Origin of the sequence: Inquilinus sp. (assembly GCF_039594555.1) — a bacterium.
GTDB lineage: Bacteria > Pseudomonadota > Alphaproteobacteria > DSM-16000 > Inquilinaceae > Inquilinus.
Map to the genome: position 1 here is coordinate 28120 of NZ_JBCNNF010000006.1, position 16989 is coordinate 45108.

Annotated in this window: 16 protein-coding genes; 11 read left to right on the forward strand and 5 right to left on the reverse strand. The window is 72.0% G+C overall.

The features are described 5' to 3' along the window. Window positions 1-220: 220 nt before the first annotated feature. Both ABDW35_RS01390 and ABDW35_RS01395 read left to right on the forward strand, forming a co-directional pair. Entirely contained in the window at window positions 221-1840 is a 1620-nt protein-coding gene (locus tag ABDW35_RS01390) for an NAD(P)/FAD-dependent oxidoreductase (RefSeq protein WP_343712050.1), read from the forward strand. Further along, window positions 1827-3383: an NAD(P)/FAD-dependent oxidoreductase gene (locus ABDW35_RS01395; RefSeq protein WP_343712051.1), complete on the forward strand. Its 1557-nt coding sequence runs from the start codon at window positions 1827-1829 to the stop codon at window positions 3381-3383. Before ABDW35_RS01390 ends, ABDW35_RS01395 begins: the two co-directional genes overlap by 14 nt. 112 nt (window positions 3384-3495) lie before the next feature. Here ABDW35_RS01395 and ABDW35_RS01400 read toward each other — a convergent pair whose 3' ends face one another. Next, window positions 3496-3837 (reverse strand): DUF559 domain-containing protein, encoded by a 342-nt coding sequence (locus tag ABDW35_RS01400; RefSeq protein ID WP_343712052.1) that lies wholly within the window; start codon window positions 3835-3837, stop codon window positions 3496-3498. Between the two features lie 180 nt (window positions 3838-4017). Here ABDW35_RS01400 and ABDW35_RS01405 point away from each other — a divergent pair, with 180 nt between their 5' ends. Then, window positions 4018-5226 carry an aminomethyltransferase family protein gene (locus ABDW35_RS01405; protein ID WP_343712053.1) on the forward strand — a complete coding sequence of 403 codons (1209 nt, stop codon included), beginning with the start codon at window positions 4018-4020 and terminating at the stop codon, window positions 5224-5226. Between the two features lies 1 nt (window position 5227). Continuing rightward, window positions 5228-7288, forward strand: coding sequence for an acetate--CoA ligase family protein (locus tag ABDW35_RS01410; RefSeq protein WP_343712054.1), 2061 nt, complete (start codon window positions 5228-5230; stop codon window positions 7286-7288). A gap of 207 nt (window positions 7289-7495) precedes the next feature. On the opposite strand, the gene ABDW35_RS01415 is transcribed toward ABDW35_RS01410, so the two are convergent. Together ABDW35_RS01415 and ABDW35_RS01420 are read right to left on the reverse strand one after the other, a co-directional pair. After that, window positions 7496-7975 (reverse strand): SRPBCC family protein, encoded by a 480-nt coding sequence (locus ABDW35_RS01415; protein WP_343712055.1) that lies wholly within the window; start codon window positions 7973-7975, stop codon window positions 7496-7498. Continuing rightward, window positions 7972-8280, reverse strand: coding sequence for a metalloregulator ArsR/SmtB family transcription factor (locus tag ABDW35_RS01420; protein ID WP_343712056.1), 309 nt, complete (start codon window positions 8278-8280; stop codon window positions 7972-7974). Before ABDW35_RS01420 ends, ABDW35_RS01415 begins: the two co-directional genes overlap by 4 nt. Before the next feature lie 131 nt (window positions 8281-8411). Between ABDW35_RS01420 and ABDW35_RS01425 the strand changes: the two genes are divergently transcribed. The 7 genes from ABDW35_RS01425 to ABDW35_RS01455 all read left to right on the forward strand — a co-directional run bounded on the left by ABDW35_RS01425 (window position 8412) and on the right by ABDW35_RS01455 (window position 15887). Then, window positions 8412-9671 (forward strand): sarcosine oxidase subunit beta family protein, encoded by a 1260-nt coding sequence (locus ABDW35_RS01425; RefSeq protein ID WP_343712057.1) that lies wholly within the window; start codon window positions 8412-8414, stop codon window positions 9669-9671. 12 nt (window positions 9672-9683) lie between these two features. Next, the gene (locus ABDW35_RS01430) at window positions 9684-9959 is read left to right on the forward strand and encodes a sarcosine oxidase subunit delta (protein WP_343712058.1); all 276 of its coding nucleotides are present in this window, start codon (window positions 9684-9686) and stop codon (window positions 9957-9959) included. Further along, window positions 9956-13072, forward strand: a complete 3117-nt coding sequence (locus ABDW35_RS01435) for a 2Fe-2S iron-sulfur cluster-binding protein (RefSeq protein WP_343712059.1) — start codon at window positions 9956-9958, stop codon at window positions 13070-13072. Before ABDW35_RS01430 ends, ABDW35_RS01435 begins: the two co-directional genes overlap by 4 nt. Beyond that, window positions 13065-13679, forward strand: coding sequence for a sarcosine oxidase subunit gamma family protein (locus ABDW35_RS01440; protein WP_343712060.1), 615 nt, complete (start codon window positions 13065-13067; stop codon window positions 13677-13679). The genes ABDW35_RS01435 and ABDW35_RS01440 overlap by 8 nt, the downstream gene beginning before the upstream one ends. A gap of 76 nt (window positions 13680-13755) precedes the next feature. Continuing rightward, the gene (locus ABDW35_RS01445; protein ID WP_343712061.1) at window positions 13756-14247 is read left to right on the forward strand and encodes a hypothetical protein; all 492 of its coding nucleotides are present in this window, start codon (window positions 13756-13758) and stop codon (window positions 14245-14247) included. A 68-nt stretch (window positions 14248-14315) separates the two neighbouring features. Beyond that, window positions 14316-14750, forward strand: coding sequence for an SgcJ/EcaC family oxidoreductase (locus ABDW35_RS01450; protein ID WP_343712062.1), 435 nt, complete (start codon window positions 14316-14318; stop codon window positions 14748-14750). 69 nt (window positions 14751-14819) lie between these two features. After that, window positions 14820-15887, forward strand: coding sequence for an alpha/beta hydrolase (locus ABDW35_RS01455; RefSeq protein WP_343712063.1), 1068 nt, complete (start codon window positions 14820-14822; stop codon window positions 15885-15887). Here the strand turns inward: ABDW35_RS01455 and ABDW35_RS01460 are convergent. Both ABDW35_RS01460 and ABDW35_RS01465 read right to left on the reverse strand, forming a co-directional pair. Next, a complete protein-coding gene (locus ABDW35_RS01460; protein WP_343712064.1) occupies window positions 15884-16393 on the reverse strand; it encodes a DUF1697 domain-containing protein in 510 nt (169 codons plus the stop codon). The two genes, ABDW35_RS01455 and ABDW35_RS01460, sit on opposite strands and share 4 nt — an antisense overlap. A 16-nt stretch (window positions 16394-16409) precedes the next feature. Further along, window positions 16410-16989: glutathione binding-like protein (locus tag ABDW35_RS01465; RefSeq protein ID WP_343712065.1), on the reverse strand; the 580-nt coding region annotated here is incomplete at its 5' end.

Below are 16989 nucleotides of genomic sequence, written 5' to 3' on the forward strand. Positions count from 1 at the left end.
GGCCCATGGGGGGAAGCAAGCGAGGCAACCCATCCTCGTCCCCCCTCCCCTCGCGGGAGGGGGCTAGGGGGAGGGGGTTGCCGATCGGAGGGGACAGGGCCTCTATCAGCTTGGCCCGGCGCATGCGGCGCGAACCCCCTCCCCCTACCCCCCTCCCGCAAGGGGAGGGGGGACTCAGAAAGAGAAGCCGTTCCTACTCCACCGTCTCCGGCTTCAACCCATGAAGACCTGGGACGTCATCGTCGTCGGGGCCGGGCACAACGGCCTGGTGGCGGCGGGCTACCTGGCCCGGGCCGGGCTTGAGGTGCTGGTGGTGGAGAAGAACGACTGGGTCGGCGGCGCGGCCGTCAGCCGGTCGCTGCATCCCGGCATCCTCTATTCCAACTGCTCCTATGTCTGCAGCCTGCTGCGGCCGGAGATCATGCGCGACCTGGAGCTGCCGCGGCACGGGCTGCAGGTCATCCCCTATGAGGGCGGCGCCGTGTTCACCCGCGACGGCGACGCGCTGGCGACCTATCGCCAGCACGACGCCCACCGGCGCGAGATCCAGCGCTTCTCGCTGCGCGACGCCGAGGCCTATGACCGCTACTCGGCCGACGTCACCCGGCAATGCCGCTTCATCCGGCCGCTGCTGCTGCGCACGCCGCCGGACCCGGCGTCGCTGCGGCCGCGCGATTTGCAGGAGATGCTGTATCTCGGCCGCAGGTTCCACGGCCTGACTGAGACCGAGATGGCCGACACCATCCGGTTCTGGACCATGAGCATCGCCGAGTTTCTGGACGAGTATTTCGAGAGCGAGGTGGTGAAGGCCGGCTTCGCCCTGTCCGGCATCATCGGCACCGCGCTCGGCCCGTGCTCGCCCGGCTCGGCCTATGTGCTGCTGCACCACTACATGGGCGATGTCGACGGCGCCACCGGGGCCTGGGGCTTCGCCCGCGGCGGCATGGGCGCCATCACCCAGGCCATGGCCGGGTCGCTGCGGGCGGCGAAGGGCGAGATCCGCACCGGCGCCGCGGTCGAGCGCATCCTGGTCGAGAACGGCAGGGCCGCCGGGGTGGTGCTGGCGGGCGGCGAGGAGATCCGCGCCCGGCAGGTCGTCTCCAACCTCGACGTCAAGCGCACCTTCCTGACCTTGCTGGAAGAGCGGGAGCTGCCGGCGCCCTTCGTCAAGCGCGTCCGCGCCTTCAAGATCCGCGGCTCCTCCGGCAAGGTGAACATCGCGCTGGACGCCCTGCCCCGCTTCCCGGCCCTGCCGGAGGGGTCGCCCTGCCTGCGCGGCGACATTCACTTCACCGACAGCGTCGAGCGAATGGAGCGCGGCTATGACGACTGGAAGGCCGGGCGATGGTCGGCCGACCCGTTCCTGGACATGATGATCCCGACCACGCTGGACCCGACCATGGCGCCGCCGGGGAAGCACTTCATGAGCTGCTTCGTCCAGTACTGCCCGCCCAGGGTCGAGGGCCGCGACTGGACCGATGCCGACCGCGACGCCTTCGGCCAGACCGTGATCGACCAGATCGCCGACTATTCGCCCGGCTTCCGCGACCTGATCCTGCATGCCGAGATCCGCACCCCGCGCGAACTGGAGGCCGAGGTCGGCCTGACCGAGGGCAACATCTTCCAGGGCGAGCTGACCTTCGACCAGATCCTGTTCAACCGGCCGGTGCCCGGCTACGCCCAGTACCGATCGCCGGTGGCGGGGCTGTACATGTGCGGCTCTTCCACCCATCCGGGCGGCGGGGTGATGGGGGCGCCGGGCCGCAACGCGGCGGCGGAGGTCCTGCGCGACCTGAAGCGCCGGCCCGCGGTGATGAGCGACGCCTATGACGTCCTTTGACGCCATCGTCATCGGCGGCGGCCATAACGGCCTGGTCTGCGCCGCGCTGCTGGCCAGGAAGGGCCGCAAGGTGGTGCTGCTGGAGGCGGCCGGGGAGGTCGGCGGCGCCGCCCGGACGGTGGAGTTCGCACCGGGCTTCCGCGTCTCCCATGTCGCGCATGTGCTGAACCAGCTGCATCCGGAGGTGATCAAGGCACTGGACCTGAAGCGGCACGGCCTGGCGCTGGCGGCGAGCACCATCCCGACCACGGCACTGGCGGCGGACGGCCGGCACCTGACGCTGCACGGCGCCTTCGGCGAGCGGCTCGCGGGCAGGCTGCCGGCCGGCGAGCCCGAGGCCTGGGCCGCGCTGCGCGCCCGGCTGCTGCGCTTCGCCGGCGCGCTGCAGCCGTTCCTGACCCAGGTGCCGCCCCGGCTGCGCGGCGGCGGGCGCGGCGACGCGCTGGCGCTGGGCAAGCTCGGCTGGGCGATCCGCCGGCTGGGCCGCGAGGAGATGCGCGAATTCCTGCGCATGATCCTGATGGACGTGGCCGACGTGCTGGAGGAGGAGCTGTCGGATCCACGGCTGATGGGCACCGTCGCCTTCGATGCGGTGCTGGGCACCCATCTCGGCCCCCGCTCCCCGACCTCGCTGCTGGCGCTGCTGCACCGGCTGGCCGGGCAGGCGGACGGCGTGCCGGCGGCGCTGGCCCTGCCCAGGGGCGGCATGGGCACGATCGCCGCCGCCATCGCCGCCGCGGCCCGGGCCGCAGGCGTCGAGATCCGCACCGATGCGCCGGTGGCGAAGATCCTGGTCGAGGAGGACCGCGCCGTCGGCGTCATTTCGGCGGAGGGGGCGGAGATCCGGGCCCCGGTCGTCGTCTCCGGCGCCAATCCGCGCACCACGTTTCTCGACCTGCTCGGCCCGCGGGCGCTCGATGCCGGCTTCGTCCGCCGCATCGGCCATGTCCGCATGCGCGGCAACGCCGCCAAGCTGCACCTGGCGCTGGACGGGCTGCCGGAGGGGCTGGACCCGACGCTGCTGGCCGGGCGGCTGGTGGTGGCGCCGGGCATCGACGCGGTCGAGGCCGCGTTCAATCCCGCGAAATACGGCGAGGCCTCGCCCGAGCCGGTGCTGGAGGCGGTGATCCCGTCCCTGACCGACCCGGCGCTGGCCCCGGCCGGCAAGCATGTCATGTCGATCGTCGCACAATACGCCCCGGCCGGGCTGCAGGGCGGCTGGGAGGCCGGCGGCCCCGCCTTCCGCGACCGCATCCTGGCCGTGCTGGAGCGGCACCTGCCCGGCCTGTCGGCGCGGGTGCTGGCGGCGGAGCTGCTGACCCCGGCCGACCTGGAGGCCCGCTACCGCATACCCGGCGGCCATTGGCACCATGGCGAGTTGGCGGTCGACCAGCTGATGATGCTGCGCCCGGTGCATGGCGCCGGCCAGTACGCGACGCCGGTGCCGGGCCTGTATCTCTGCGGCGCCGGCAGCCATCCCGGCGGCGGGGTGATGGGCGCCGCCGGCCTGAACGCCGCGCGCCGGATCCTGGCGGGAGGGTGAGATGGGTGAGATGAGGGCCTTTGCCAAACGCGCGCCCTTGCTCTTTGAGTCCCCCCTCCCCCTGCGGGAGGGGGGTAGGGGGAGGGGGTTCTCGACGCACGAGCCAGCCCCACTAGGTCTCACTTTCCCGGGTCAGCACGGCCGCGATCGTCTGCACGACACCGGCAAGCTCACTCATGACCTGCTCGTTGGAGAAGCGCACGACGCGGAAGCCCTGGTTTTCCAGCCAGCGCGTTCTCCGGGCGTCGGCGTCAAAGGTCAGCTCATGCGACGGCCCATCGATCTCGATCACCAAATGCTCCGAGAGGCAGACGAAATCCACGATGTAAGGGCCGAGACGGTATTGGCGCCGGAAACGGAGGCCGCCGACACGCTTGTCTCGCAACTGGTGCCACAGCAGCAGCTCGGCTTCGGTCTGGTTCTGCCGCAGGAACTGAACACGTGGATCGGCCATCGGCCTGCTGCCTCGAAAACCCCCTCCCCCTACCCCCCTCCCGCGAGGGGAGGGGGGACTGGAGCGGTGCAGGTTGAAGGAATGCTCTCCCAACCCGAACAGACAGAGTCCCCCCTCCCCTCGCGGGAGGGGGCCAGGGGGAGGGGGTTCTCACCGCTGGGCAGGGACGGGGCCTGAGCCATGCGACGCCCCCTGCCCCGCGACCATTTCCGCCGCCCACTGCTGCAGACGCCGTTCCACCCGCGCCTGGCGGCGCTGATGCAGGCCGAGGACTGGTATAATTGGGGCGGCTATGTCTCCGCCCGCACCCTCCGGGACGCCGAGCAGGAATACTTCGCCATCCGCAACGCCGCGTCGCTGTTCGACCTGACGCCGATGGTGAAGTACCGCATCGCCGGGCCGGAGGCCGAGGCGTTCCTGGACCGGCTGACCGTGCGCGACGTCTCGAAGCTCGCCGTCGGCCGGGTGCACTACACCTGCTGGTGCGACGACGAGGGCCATGTGCTGGATGACGGCACGCTGTTCCGCCTGGGCGCCGCCGAGTTCCGGCTGTGCTGCCAGGAGCGGCACCTGAACTGGCTCCTGGACTCCGCCATCGGTTTCGAAGTCGAGGTCGCCGAGGAGACCGAGCAGGTGGCCGCCCTGGCGCTGCAGGGCCCGACCAGCCGGGCGCTGCTGACCCGCGCCGGCTTCGACGGCATCGAGACGCTGAAGCCCTTCCAGATCCGCGACTTTCACCTGGATGAGGGCCGGGTCACCGTGTCCCGCACCGGCTTCGCCGGCGACCTGGGCTACGAGCTGTTCGCCGAGCCTGAGGCGGCGCTGCCGCTGTGGGACCGGCTGTGGGCGGCCGGCCCCTGGCACGGGCTGCAGGCGATCGGCTTCGCGGCGCTGGACCTGGCGCGGCTGGAGGCCGGCTTCATCATCGCCAACAGCGACTTCGTCACCGCCGAGACCGCGATCCGCGTCGACCGCCGCCGCACGCCGGACGAGATCGGCCTGGGCTGGCTGGTGGACGAGAAGAAGGCCGCCTACTGGACCGGCAAGCGCGCCATCCTGGCCCAGCGCCGCGACCGGTCGGCCCGCTGGTGCCTGGTCGGGCTGGACATCGACGGCAATGTCCCGGCCGACCATGCCATCGTCTACCACAAGGGCAAGGTTGAGGCCGGGCAGATCACCGCCGCCGCCTGGTCGCCCTCGGCCAAGCGCAACATCGCCCTGGCCTCGCTGCGCCGGCCCTATGGCGACACGGTGAAGGAGGATCTCTGGGTCGAGATCTACGCCCTGCGCGAGCTGGTCTACCACAAGCTGATGGTACGGGCCCGGGTGGTGGACCGGCCCTTCTACGACCCGCCGCGGCGCCGGGCCACGCCGCCGGCCGAGGTCTGAGATGGGCCACCGGCTGGACCCGCTGCTGCGCCCCCGCTCGATCGCGGTGGTCGGCGCCAGCGCGCGGCCCGGCTCGGTCGGCGCGGTGATGCTGCGGCAGCTGGTCGAGGGCGGCTTCCCCGGCCCGGTGCATCCGGTCAATCCGAAGGGCGGGACGCTGCAGGGCCTGCCCTGCCTGCCCGCGATTGCCGACCTGCCCGAGCCGGTGGAGCACGCCGCCTTCTGCCTGGGCGACGAGACCATCGCCGAAGCCTTCGCCGCGGTGCTGCGGCATGGGGTGAAGGCCGCGACCATCGTCGCCCCGCTGGCCGATCCGGCCCTGCGCGACCGCATCCGGGCGATGGCGCTGGAGGCCGGCGTCGTGCTGTGCGGCGGCAACGGCATGGGCTTCTACAACTTCACCGGCCGGGTCCGGCTGTGCGGCTTCGCCACCCGGCCGGACCATGTCCCCGGCGGCGCCGTGCTGCTGACCCATTCCGGGTCGCTGTTCACCGCCCTGGTCGATGCCGAGGCGCGGATCGACTACGCCCTCGCCGTCTCCTCCGGCCAGGAGCTGACCACCACTTTGGCCGATTATCTCGACTTCGCCCTGGACCAGCCGGAGACCCGCGTGGTCGGGCTGTTCCTGGAGGCGGCGCGGGACCCGGAGCGCTTCGTCGCAGCGTTGGCGAAAGCGCAGGCGCGCAACATCCCGGTGGTGGCGCTGAAGGTCGGCCGGACACGGGAGAGCGCGGCGCTGGCGCTGAGCCATTCCGGCGCCATCGCCGGCGACTACGCCGTCTATGACGCGCTGTTCGAGCGCTTTGCCGTCGGCCAGGTCCGGTCGGTGGATGAGCTGGCGGCGGCGATGATGCTGCTGCCGGTGGCCGCGGATCTCGGCCCCGGCGGCCTGGCCAGCACCCATGACAGCGGCGGCGAGCGCGGGCTGATGGTCGACCTGGCGGCCGAGGCCGGGGTGCGCTTCGCCAGCCTGTCGCCGGAGACGGTGGTCCGGCTGGAGGCGACGCTGGATCCCGGCCTGCCGCCGGTCAACCCGCTGGACCATTGGGGCACCGGCCGCAACCACCCGGCCGATTTCGAGGCCTGCGTCCAGGCGCTGATGGCCGACCCGGACACCGCCCTGGGCGCGCTGGCGCTGGACCGCTCGGTCGGCGGCCAGGTGACACCGCTGTATCTCGAGGTGGCGCGCCGGGCCCGGGCGGCCAGCGGCAAGCCGGTGGTCATCGTCTCGAACCACCAGGGCAGCGGCGGCGACCCGGCGGCCGTGGCCTCGACCCGCGCCGGCGTGCCGGTGCTGGACGGGGTGCCGGCGGTCCTGCGGGCCTGCCGCATCGCCTTCGATCGGCGCGACGCCGCTGCCCGGCCGCCGATGCGCCCGCCGCCGGCCCCGGAGGCGGCGGTGCGGCGCTGGCGGGCGCAGCTGGCCGACGGGCACCCCGTCACCGAGGCCGAGGCTTTGCGCCTGCTGGCCGATTTCGGCCTGACCGTGACGCCCTGCGCCATGGCCAAGGACGAGTCCGAAGCGGTCGAGGCGGCGATGCGGATCGGCTTCCCGGTGGCGCTGAAGACCGCCGGCACGGCGCATAAGAGCGATGTCGACGGGGTGCGGCTGAACCTGGCTGACCCTGTGGCGCTGCGCCAGGCCCATCGCGACCTGGCGGTGCGGCTGGGCCCGCGCGTGCTGGTGGCGCGGATGGTCCGGGACAAGGGCGTGGAGATGATGCTGGGGCTGCAGCGCGACCCGGATTTCGGGCCGGTGGTGGTGATCGGCTTCGGCGGCATCCATGCCGAGATCCTGCGGGACGCCGCCTTCGCCCTGCCGCCCTTCGACGCCGCCGAGGCGCGGCGGCTGATCGACCGGCTGCGGCTGCGCCCGCTGCTGGACGGCGCCCGCGGCGCCCCGGCCGCCGACATCGATGCCCTGGCCGCGGCGGCCGCCCGCTTCTCCGCCCTTGCCGCGGCGCTGGGCGACCTGGTCGAGGCGATCGACGTCAACCCGGTCCTGGCCCTGCCGCGCGGCGCCGTCGCCGTCGACGCGCTGGTCGTGGGGCGGCGCGGATGACTTTGGATCCGGTCACGCCAAGCTGATCGCACGGGCAGCGAATTATTGCCTCTCTGCCTGCGAGGTCTGTTCGCAACGTCCGCTTCTCACCGTCATTGCGAGGAGGCGAAGCCGACGAAGCAATCCATGCCTCCGCTCTTGTGGCCCGATGGATTGCTTCGCTGCGCTCGCAATGACGGTGTTGGAACTCTGGAAGGAATGCGCGCCTCAGGCAGTCTGCTCGGCCATTTCCGCAAACGCCCGCAGGACGCCGGTCCAGCCGCCATCGGAGTCGAGCGAGCGGCGCGCCGCCTCCTCGGCCTCACCGAATTTCTCGATGTCCCGGTGCTCGAGCTCGACCCGCGTGACCGTCTCGGATTCGGGCAGGAACAGGATTTCCAGCGCGGTCTCGAAACCGGGGTCGAAGCGCCATTCGCCTGTCAACTGCCAGGCCAGCAGCACGCGACCCGGCGGCTCCCAGGACAGCACCCGGCCCCAGTCGCATTCGCTGCCGTCGACCGCGCGCTCATACCAGCGGCCGCCGGCCCGCGGCTCCATCACCACATCGGCGCGCGGCGCCTTCAGCAGGCTGTGCGAGGGCGGCCACCATCGGCCCATGCCGGCGGTGAAGACGTCGAAGGCCTTCTGCTGGCCGGCCTTGATGCTCAGGCTCTTGCGAACCGGCGCCGGCTTGATGCCCAAGGTCATGGATCCTCCCGTTCGGCTGCCGCCCTGAATGCCTCCAGGGCGCTGTCCCAGAACTGGTCGAGCCAGGCACGCAACGGCCCCAGCCCGGCAGGGTCGATCTGGTAGACCCGTCGTGTGCCGTCGGCCCGGTCCAGCACCAGTCCGGCGGCTTTGAGGACGGCGAGATGCTGCGACACCGCCGGCCGGCTAACCGGCAGGCCGCTCGCCAGCTCGCCCACCGCCTGCGGCCCCCGCGCCAGCCGCTCGAACACGATCCGGCGGGTGGGATCGGCCAGCGCGGCGAGCGCTCTTTCTTCGTTAGCCATGGCTTACGGTAAGCCTATGCTTACACAGAGTCAACCCGCCCGAACATCCCTCTTCCCCCGAACATACAGTGGTGTACTGTACCGGCAGGATCGGGAGGTGCCGGGCCAATCCGGCGGAGGCGGGCGCGAGGATGCAGCGTTATTCCTTCTTCTCGCTGGCGCGGAAGGCGCTGGGCGGCCATCGCGGCTGGGAGCCGGCGTGGCGCAAAGCGACGCCGAAGAAAAGCTACGACGTCGTCATCGTCGGCGGCGGCGGGCACGGCCTGTCCACCGCCTACTACCTGGCCCGCAACCACGGCATCACCAATGTCGCGCTGATCGAGCGCGGCTGGATCGGCGGCGGCAATGTCGGCCGCAACACCACCATCGTCCGCTCCAACTACCTGCTGCCGGACAACCAGCATTTCTACGAATGGTCGCTCAAGCTGTGGCACGGCCTCAGCGAGGAGCTGAACTACAACGTCATGTTCTCGGCCCGCAGCTCGATCTTCCTGGCGACGTCGGTGGGCAACGCCATGGCGCTGCGCCGGCGCGGCAACGGCATGCGCCTGGCCGGCATCGATGCCGAGTGGCTGGAGCTGGACGATCTGCGCCGGATGGCGCCGAACCTCGACTATTCCGACAACGCGCTGTTCCCGATCTATGGCGGCATGCGCCAGGGCCGCGCCGGCACCGCCCGGCACGACGCCGTGGCCTGGGGCTTCGCCCGCGGCGCCAGCAACCTCGGCGTCGACATCATCGAGGATTGCGAGGTGCTGGACTTCCTGCGCGACGGCGAGCGCGTGACCGGGGTGATGACGGCCAAGGGCCCGATCAGCGCCGACCGGGTGTGCCTGGCCACCGCCGGCTCCTCCTCCACCCTCACCCGCAAGCTCGGCCTCAAGCTGCCGATCGAGAGCCACCTGCTGCAGGCCTTCGTCAGCGAGGGGCTGAAGCCGGTGGTCGATCACGTCTTCTCCTGGGGCGGCAGCGGCCATTTCTACATCAGCCAGTCCGACAAGGGCGGGCTGGTCTTCGGCGGCGACCTGGACGGCTACAACTCCTACGCCCAGCGCGGCAACCTGCCGGTGGTGGAGGACATCGCCACCGCCGCCATCGCCCTGATGCCCAACCTGTCGCGCACCCGCATCCTGCGGCACTGGGCCGGGGTGATGGACATGTCGATGGACGGCAGCCCGATCATCGGCCTGGCGCCGATCGACGGGCTCTACCTCAACATGGGCTGGTGCTATGGCGGCTTCAAAGCCATCCCCGGCTCCGGCTGGGTCTGCGCCCACACCATCGCCCATGGCGCGCCGCACGAGCTGAACCGGCCCTTCGCGCTCGACCGGTTCGAGCGCGGCCGGATCATCGACGAGAACGGCGTCGGGCCGATCGCGAACCGGCACTGAGGAGCGGACGACATGCGAATTCCCTGCCCCTGGTGCGGCCCGCGCGACCTGTCCGAGTTCTTCTATGGCGGCGACGCCGAGACGCCGCGCCCGGCGCATGAGGAGACGGCAGTCGGCCCCTGGTTCGACCATGTCTACCGCCACGACAATCCGCGCGGATCGCACCAGGAGTACTGGCAGCACAATTACGGCTGCCGGTCCTGGATCCTGGTCACGCGCGACACGCTGACCCATGAGATCACGGCGGCCGAGCCGATGCGGCGTCCCGCTTCGGAGGGTGGACGATGACCTCCCATCGCCTGGCCCAGGGCGGGCTGATCGACCGGTCGGCGCGGCTGGGCTTCACCTTCGACGGGCAGCGCTACGAGGGCCATCCCGGCGACACGCTGGCCTCGGCCCTGCTGGCGAACGGCGTGCGGCTGGTCGGCCGCAGCTTCAAGTACCACCGGCCGCGCGGCATCCTGTCCGCCGGGTCGGAGGAGCCGAACGCCCTGGTCGAGCTGCGGACCGGCGGCCGGCACGAGCCGAACACCCGCGCCACCATGGTCGAGCTGTATGACGGGCTGGCGGCCAACAGCCAGAACCGCTGGCCGTCGCTCAGCTTCGACGCGCTGGGCGTGGTCAACGGCCTGCTGGCCCCGGTCTTCCCGGCCGGCTTCTACTACAAGACCTTCATGTGGCCGGCCTCGTTCTGGGAGCCGGTCTATGAGCGGATCATCCGCCGCGCCGCCGGCCTGGGCACCGCGCCGACTGAGGCCGACCCCGACCGCTACGAGCGCCGCCATGCCTTCTGCGACGTTCTGGTGGTCGGCGGCGGCCCGGCGGGGCTGAGTGCTGCGCTGGCCGCGGCCGAGGCCGGCGCACGGGTGATCCTGTGCGACGAGGGCGACCGCTTCGGCGGCAGCCTGCTGGGCGAGGACGAGCCGGTCGAGAGCCGTCCGGCGACGGAATGGGTGGCCGACCGGCTGGCGGCACTGCAGGGCTTCGGCGACCGGGTGACGCTGGTGCCGCGCGGCATGGCCTTCGGGGTCTACGACCACGGCACGGTCGGCTTGGTCGAGCGCGTTGCCGACCACCTTCCCGAGCCGCCGCCGCACCTGCCGCGCCAGCGCTTCTGGACCATCCGGGCCGCAGCGATCGTGGTCGCGGCCGGGGCGATCGAGCAGCCGCTGGTGTTCCCGAACAACGACCGCCCCGGCGTGATGCTGGCCGGCGCGGCGCATCGCTACGCCCATCGCTATGCCGTGGCCCCGGGCAAGCGGGTGCTGGTGGCCGGGATCGACGACGGCGCCGCCCGCGCCGCCCTGGCGCTGAAGCGGCACGGGGTCGAGGTCGCCGGGCTGGTCGACAGCCGGGCCGCCCTGCCCGGCCCCCTGGCGGAGGCGCTGCGCGCCGCCGGCATCGCGGTCCATGCCGGCTCCGCCCTTCGCGGCGCCAGGGGCCGCCTCGGCGTCGAGGGCGCCCGCATCGGCGCGGCCGACGGCAGCGGCAGAGCCATCGCGATCGATTGCGACGCCATCGCCATGTCCGGCGGCTGGATGCCGACCACGCATCTCTTGAGCCAGCGCGGCATCCGCCCGAAGCTGGACTGGACCCGCGGCGGCTATGTGCTGCCGGATCTCGACGGCCCGCTGCTGGCCGCCGGCGCCTGCGCCGGCCGCGCCACCACCGAGGCCGCGATCGCCGACGGCCTGGCGGTGGGACGGCAGGCTGCCCAATTCCGGCAAATTATGAGAGTCCCCCCTCCCCTCGCGGGAGGGGGCAAGGGGGAGGGGGTTGGTGCCGCCGGAGCAGAATCCGCGGGTTTGAGCTTGGCTTCGACACCCCCCTCCCCCTCCCCCTCCCCCTACCCCCCTCCCGCAGGGGGAGGGGGGACTCCATTGGAGAACCTGCCCCGCCCTGCTCCCATACCTGCCACAGCCCCCGCGGTCACCGACCCGCAGGTGGCCGGCAAGGCTTTCGTCGACTTCCAGAACGACGTCACCGCCGCCGATGTGCGTCTGGCCGCGCGCGAGGGCTACACCTCGCCCGAGCATATGAAGCGCTACACCACCCAAGGCATGGCGACGGACCAGGGCAAGACCTCGAACGGCCCGGCCCTGGGCGTGCTGACCGATGCCCGCGGGCTGCGGCCGGGCGACCTGGCGGCGCCGACCTTCCGTCCGCCCTACACCCCGGTCGCCTTCGGCGCGATCGCCGGCCGGTCGGTCGGCTGGCACGCCGTCCCCAGCCGGCGGACGCCGTTCGACGAGTTCCACCGGGCCGACGGCGCCGTCTTCGTGCGGTCCGGCGGCTGGATGCGGCCGCTCTACTACCCGCGTCCGGGAGAGACGCTGGGCCAGGCATCGCTGCGCGAGGCCCGGCATGTCCGGTCGCAGGTCGGCGTGTTCGACGTCTCGACCCTGGGCAAGGTCGACGTCTGCGGCCCCGACGCCGCTTCGTTCCTGGAGCGGCTCTATGTCAACCGGATCGAGACGCTGCCGGTCGGCCGCTCACGCTACGGCATCATGCTGCGCGACGACGGCATCGTGATGGATGACGGTACCGTGACCCGGCTGGCCGAGGACCGCTTCTACGTCACCACCACCAGCGCCAAGGCGCATGACGTGGTGCGGATGATGGAGCGGCTGACCGAGGTCGACTGGCCCGATCTTCGGGTGGCGGTGACGGAGGTGACGGAGGCCCGCGCGGCGCTGGCGCTGACCGGCCCCGAGGCCCGCACGGTGCTGGCCCGGCTGGTCGGCGACGCCGCCGACGTCTCGAACGAGGCCCTGCCCTTCATGGCGGTCCGCGACGTGAGGCTGGGCGGCCTGCCGCTGCGCATCCTGCGCGTCAGCTTCACCGGCGAGCTGGGCTACGAGCTGCATGTCGAATCCCAGCACGCGCCGGAGCTGTGGCGGCGCCTGATCGCGGCCGGCGAGCCGGCCGGGCTGCGGCGCTTCGGGCTGGAGGCGCTGGAGCTGCTGCGGATCGAGAAGGGCTTCCTGACCGGCGCCGAGATCAACGGCCAGACCACCCTGGCCGACCTGGCGCATGAGCGCTTCGCCAAGCGCGAGGGCAACTACGTCGGCAAGCCGATGTCGCTGCGCGAGGGCATGGCCGACCCGGACCGGCCGCGGCTGGTCGGGCTGGTGTCGGAGGATGGCGCGCCGCTGGTTTCCGGGGCCCATCTGGTCGAGGGCGGCATGTACCGCCCGAACGAGCCGACCCAGGGCCATGTCACCTCCAGCGGCACCAGCCCGGTGACGGGGCTGCCGATCGCGCTGGGCCTGCTGGCCCGCGCACGGGAGCGGACCGGCGGCACTATCTTCGCCACCGACCCGCTGCGCGGCAGCCACATCAAGGTGCGGGTGGTCGAGCCCTGCATGTACGACCCGAAGGGAGAGCGCGTCCGTGGCTGAGCTCCTGGTGAATCCCGTCGCGGCGCTGACGACCCTGGACGCCGACGGCCTGACCTTCCGCCCGTGGTGCCCCGCCGCGATCCTGCAGCTGGCCGCCTGGAGCGAGGACTCCGCCGCCGCTTTGGCGCAATGGGAGCGCGCCACCTTCGGCGCCTCGATCGCCGGGGCCGGCGCGACGCTGGCGCGGGACGGGGTGCGGCTGTGGCCGACCGCGCCCTGGCGCCGGCTGCTGATCGCCGAGGCCGGCACCACCCTGCCGGCTCTGCCGGCCGATGTCGCGGCGGTGCCCAGCACCGGCGGCTATGTCGGCCTCAGACTGGATGGCCCGCGCTCGCGCGACCTGCTGGCCAAGCTGGCGGCGATCGACCTGCATCCGGACATGCTGGTGGAGGGCGACTTCGCCACCGCGAAGCTGGAGCATGTGCGGGTGCATCTGCAGCGCGCCGGGGCCGACGCCTTCGACCTGCTGCTGCCGGTCTCTTACGCCGAATTCACCCTCGGCGCCCTGGCTGACGCCGCGCTGGAATACGGCGCCCGGATCGACCCGGCCGTGCTGCACCGCCCGCCCCCGCCCCAGGAATCGCCCCGACTGGTGCGGCTGAAGTAGGAGCGCAATTTTCTCCAAGCAGCGGCGACCCGTGGCAGCCTAAGCCAGGGCTCCCCGAAGCGAACGGAGAGCCCCGATGCCCACCTATCCCTCCCTTCAGGCCGCCCTGTTCGCCGACGGCCCGGCGCCGGACCTCGCCGAGAAGATGGGCCTCTATGGCTGGCTGGTAGGCGACTGGGAGATGGACACCCGCCTCTTCGCCGAGGACGGCACCGCCACGCCCGGCCATGGCGAGATTCATTTCGGCTGGGCGCTGAACGGCCGCGCCATCCAGGATGTCTGGATCCTGCCCGGCGCCTTCTTCGGCACCACCATCAGGATCTACGACCACGGCCTCGATGCCTGGCACATCCTCTGGCACGACCCGCTGAAGCAGCTCTACACCCGCCAGCTCGGCCGGGCCGAGGGCCGCGACATCGTCCAGCTCGGCCGGGACGATGGCGGCGCCACCATCCGCTGGAGCTTCCGCGAGATCATGCCGGACAGCTTCACCTGGCGGGCCGAGCGGTCGCCCGATGGCGAGCGCGACTGGCGCCTATTGGCCGAGTTCCACGCCCGGCGAGTCTGAGACCGAGGGCTGGCCATCTGTCGGCTTCGGCCTAGAGTGACTCCGTCCCGCAACCGGGGAGGCCTGCGATGACGGATGACGAGCGCGCGATCCGCGATCTGGTCGAGACCTGGATGGCGGCCAGCAGGGCCGGCGACACGGCGACGGTCCTGGGCCTGATGGCGGACGACGCCGTCTTCATGGTCCCCCGGCACGAGCCTTTCGGCAGGCAAGCCTTCGCCGCGGCCTCCGGCCAGTCGGAGTTCCGCATCGAGGGCGGCGGCGAGATCCGCGAGCTGCAGGTGCTGGGCGACTGGGCATATCTGCGCAGCCATCTCGACATCACCATGATCCCGCCGGTGGGCCAGAAGGTGCGCCGCACGGGCTGGATCCTGACCATCCTGAGGAAGCAGCCGGACGGGCGCTGGCTGCTGACCCGCGACGCCAACCTGCTGACCGTGCAGCCGGCCACGGCCGGAGGAGCCGAGCCTCCGCTGATACCGGAGACGTATCAAAGCGAGTAGACGCGATATTTGATCGATCAGACACGAATCGCCAAACAGGGCCGGAGCCCACCAGCCCCGGAGGAAGCCGTGTCCGTCCTGCACGCGTCCCGAGCCGCCCTTCTCGCCATCGCCCTTGCCGCAACCCCTGCCCAGGCCGCGTCCGACGTTGTCCGCGAGGAGCTGAGGGCCACCACCGCGGACGGCATCGGCATCCGGGTCCGCGAGGTGCGGCCGCGCGACGGCGGCGCCGGTGAGCCGATCATCCTGGTGCATGGCGCCCGGGTGCCGGGGATCGCCTCCTTCGACCTCGAGGTTCCGGGCGGGTCGCTGGCCGCCGACCTGGCCGACCGGCTGGACCGCGCCGTCTACGTCATGGATGCGAGGGGCTATGGCGGCTCCGACCGCTCGGCGGCGATGGACCGGCCGGCGGCCGAGAGCCTGCCGCTGGCTCGCGGCCATGAGGTGGTGCGCGACATCGACGCCGTGGCTCGGCTGGCCGCGGCGCGCGCCGGCACCGGCACCGTCGCCCTGGTCGGCTGGGCCACCGGCGGCATGTGGTCGGCCTGGTATGCCGCGCTGTGGCCGGAGCGGGTCGGCCATCTGGTCGTACTGAACGCGCTCTATGGCGGCGCCGACCGGCATCCGACCCTCGGCCCCGGCTCGCCCGCCGCCGATCCGGCCCGTCCGGACCGGCTGAACCCGACGATCGGCGGCTACACGCTGAACACCGCGGCGGCGCTGTTCCCATCCTGGGACCGGAGCATCCCGGCCGACGACAAGACGCTGTGGCGCGACCCGGCCGTCGCCGACGCCTATGCCCGGGCGGCGCTGGCCAGCGACCCGGCCGCGGAGACCCGCGATCCCCCGGCCTTCCGCGCCCCGTCCGGCGCCATCGCGGACAGCTTCCTGCAGGCGGGCGGGCGCCGGCTGTTCGACGCCGGGTCGATCACCGCCCCGGTGCTGCTGATCCGGTCCGAGCATGATTTCTGGAGCCGGACGGAGGACATGGCCGCCTTCGCCCATGACGCGGTGCGGTCGGCCGGGGTGCGCAGCATCACCCTGCCCGGCGCCACCCACTACACGCATCTCGACTGGCCGGAGCGTGGGCGCGACGCGCTGATCGCCGAGATTGTGACCTTCCTGGGCGGGCGCTAGCCCCGCGCCATTTCGGCCAGCTTGGCGACGGTGTTCATGTTGCGCGCCGTGCCGGCCTTCGCCGCCGGGATCGCCAGCTTGGACCGGGCCATGCCGTCGCCGTAATGGACATAGATCTCGCGCTTGCCGAGCCGCATCTCCTCGGCCTGCACGCCGGTCGCCTTGTCCAGCGCGTCGGCCGGCGGCGGGGCATCGAGGAAGATCGCGACGGTCCGGTTCGGCGCGGCGTCCGGGAACGGGTTCGCCGCCAGCACCTGCGCCATCTCCGCGGCGCTGCGCACCAGCACGCCGACCAGCTTGCCGGCATAAGTCTGGAGTTCCGCCTCCACCGCCGCCTTGACCTCGGCCTCGGTCCGGTCGCTGCGGCAGACGACGTTGCCGCTGGCGATATAGGTGCGGATGTCGGTCAGGCCGGCTTTCTCGCACAGCGCCTTCAGGTCGCTCATCGGCAGCTTGCCGGTGCCGCCGACATTCACCGCCCGCAGCAGGATGACGAAGCTGGTCATGGCCGTCTCCGAGGGATCAATAGGCCAGCCGGCCATACATGTCGTCGAAGGGCATCATCACATGCTCGCGATAGGCCGGCCGCTCCATCAGCCGGGCGTACCAGGCGCGGACATGCGGCACCGACGGCACCACCAGCCCCATGCCGAAATAGCGGTACAGCACGGTGCCGGCCGGGATGTCGCCCAGGCCGAAGGCGTCGCCCGCCAGATAGGGCCGCTCGGCCAGATGCGCGTCCAGCAGCCGGAAATGGGCGGCGCAGGCGGCCTGCTTGCGGGCGATCAGCTCCGGGTCGCGCTCGGCTTCCGGCGTCCGCCAATGGCCCCAGAACAGGTCCATGAAGTCGCGCTGCAGCGTCGCCAGCGACCAGTCCATCCAGCGGTCGGCCAGCGACCGCTCGGCCGGATCCTGCGGCCACAGCCGGCCGTCGCGGGCAGCCAGATAGCGCAGGATGCTGTGCGATTCCCACACCACCATGCCGCCATCATCGATCACCGGCACCCGTCCATGCGGGTTCCGGGCGCGGAAGGCGGGGTCGTCCAGCCCGCCGAAATCGCCGCCGGCCGGGATGTGCGCATGCGGCAGGCCGAGTTCGCCC

Bases quoted from the DNA above. Each gene is read 5' to 3' on its own strand.
- ABDW35_RS01390 (WP_343712050.1), top strand. From the start codon at position 221: ATGAAGACCTGGGACGTCATCGTCGTCGGGGCCGGGCACAACGGCCTG.
- ABDW35_RS01400 (WP_343712052.1), bottom strand. From the start codon at position 3,837: ATGGCCGATCCACGTGTTCAGTTCCTGCGGCAGAACCAGACCGAAGCC.
- ABDW35_RS01460 (WP_343712064.1), bottom strand. From the start codon at position 16,393: ATGACCAGCTTCGTCATCCTGCTGCGGGCGGTGAATGTCGGCGGCACC.
- ABDW35_RS01425 (WP_343712057.1), top strand. From the start codon at position 8,412: ATGCAGCGTTATTCCTTCTTCTCGCTGGCGCGGAAGGCGCTGGGCGGC.
- ABDW35_RS01445 (WP_343712061.1), top strand. From the start codon at position 13,756: ATGCCCACCTATCCCTCCCTTCAGGCCGCCCTGTTCGCCGACGGCCCG.
- ABDW35_RS01430 (WP_343712058.1), top strand. From the start codon at position 9,684: ATGCGAATTCCCTGCCCCTGGTGCGGCCCGCGCGACCTGTCCGAGTTC.
- ABDW35_RS01415 (WP_343712055.1), bottom strand. From the start codon at position 7,975: ATGACCTTGGGCATCAAGCCGGCGCCGGTTCGCAAGAGCCTGAGCATC.
- ABDW35_RS01405 (WP_343712053.1), top strand. From the start codon at position 4,018: ATGCGACGCCCCCTGCCCCGCGACCATTTCCGCCGCCCACTGCTGCAG.
- ABDW35_RS01410 (WP_343712054.1), top strand. From the start codon at position 5,228: ATGGGCCACCGGCTGGACCCGCTGCTGCGCCCCCGCTCGATCGCGGTG.
- ABDW35_RS01435 (WP_343712059.1), top strand. From the start codon at position 9,956: ATGACCTCCCATCGCCTGGCCCAGGGCGGGCTGATCGACCGGTCGGCG.
- ABDW35_RS01420 (WP_343712056.1), bottom strand. From the start codon at position 8,280: ATGGCTAACGAAGAAAGAGCGCTCGCCGCGCTGGCCGATCCCACCCGC.
- ABDW35_RS01450 (WP_343712062.1), top strand. From the start codon at position 14,316: ATGACGGATGACGAGCGCGCGATCCGCGATCTGGTCGAGACCTGGATG.
- ABDW35_RS01395 (WP_343712051.1), top strand. From the start codon at position 1,827: ATGACGTCCTTTGACGCCATCGTCATCGGCGGCGGCCATAACGGCCTG.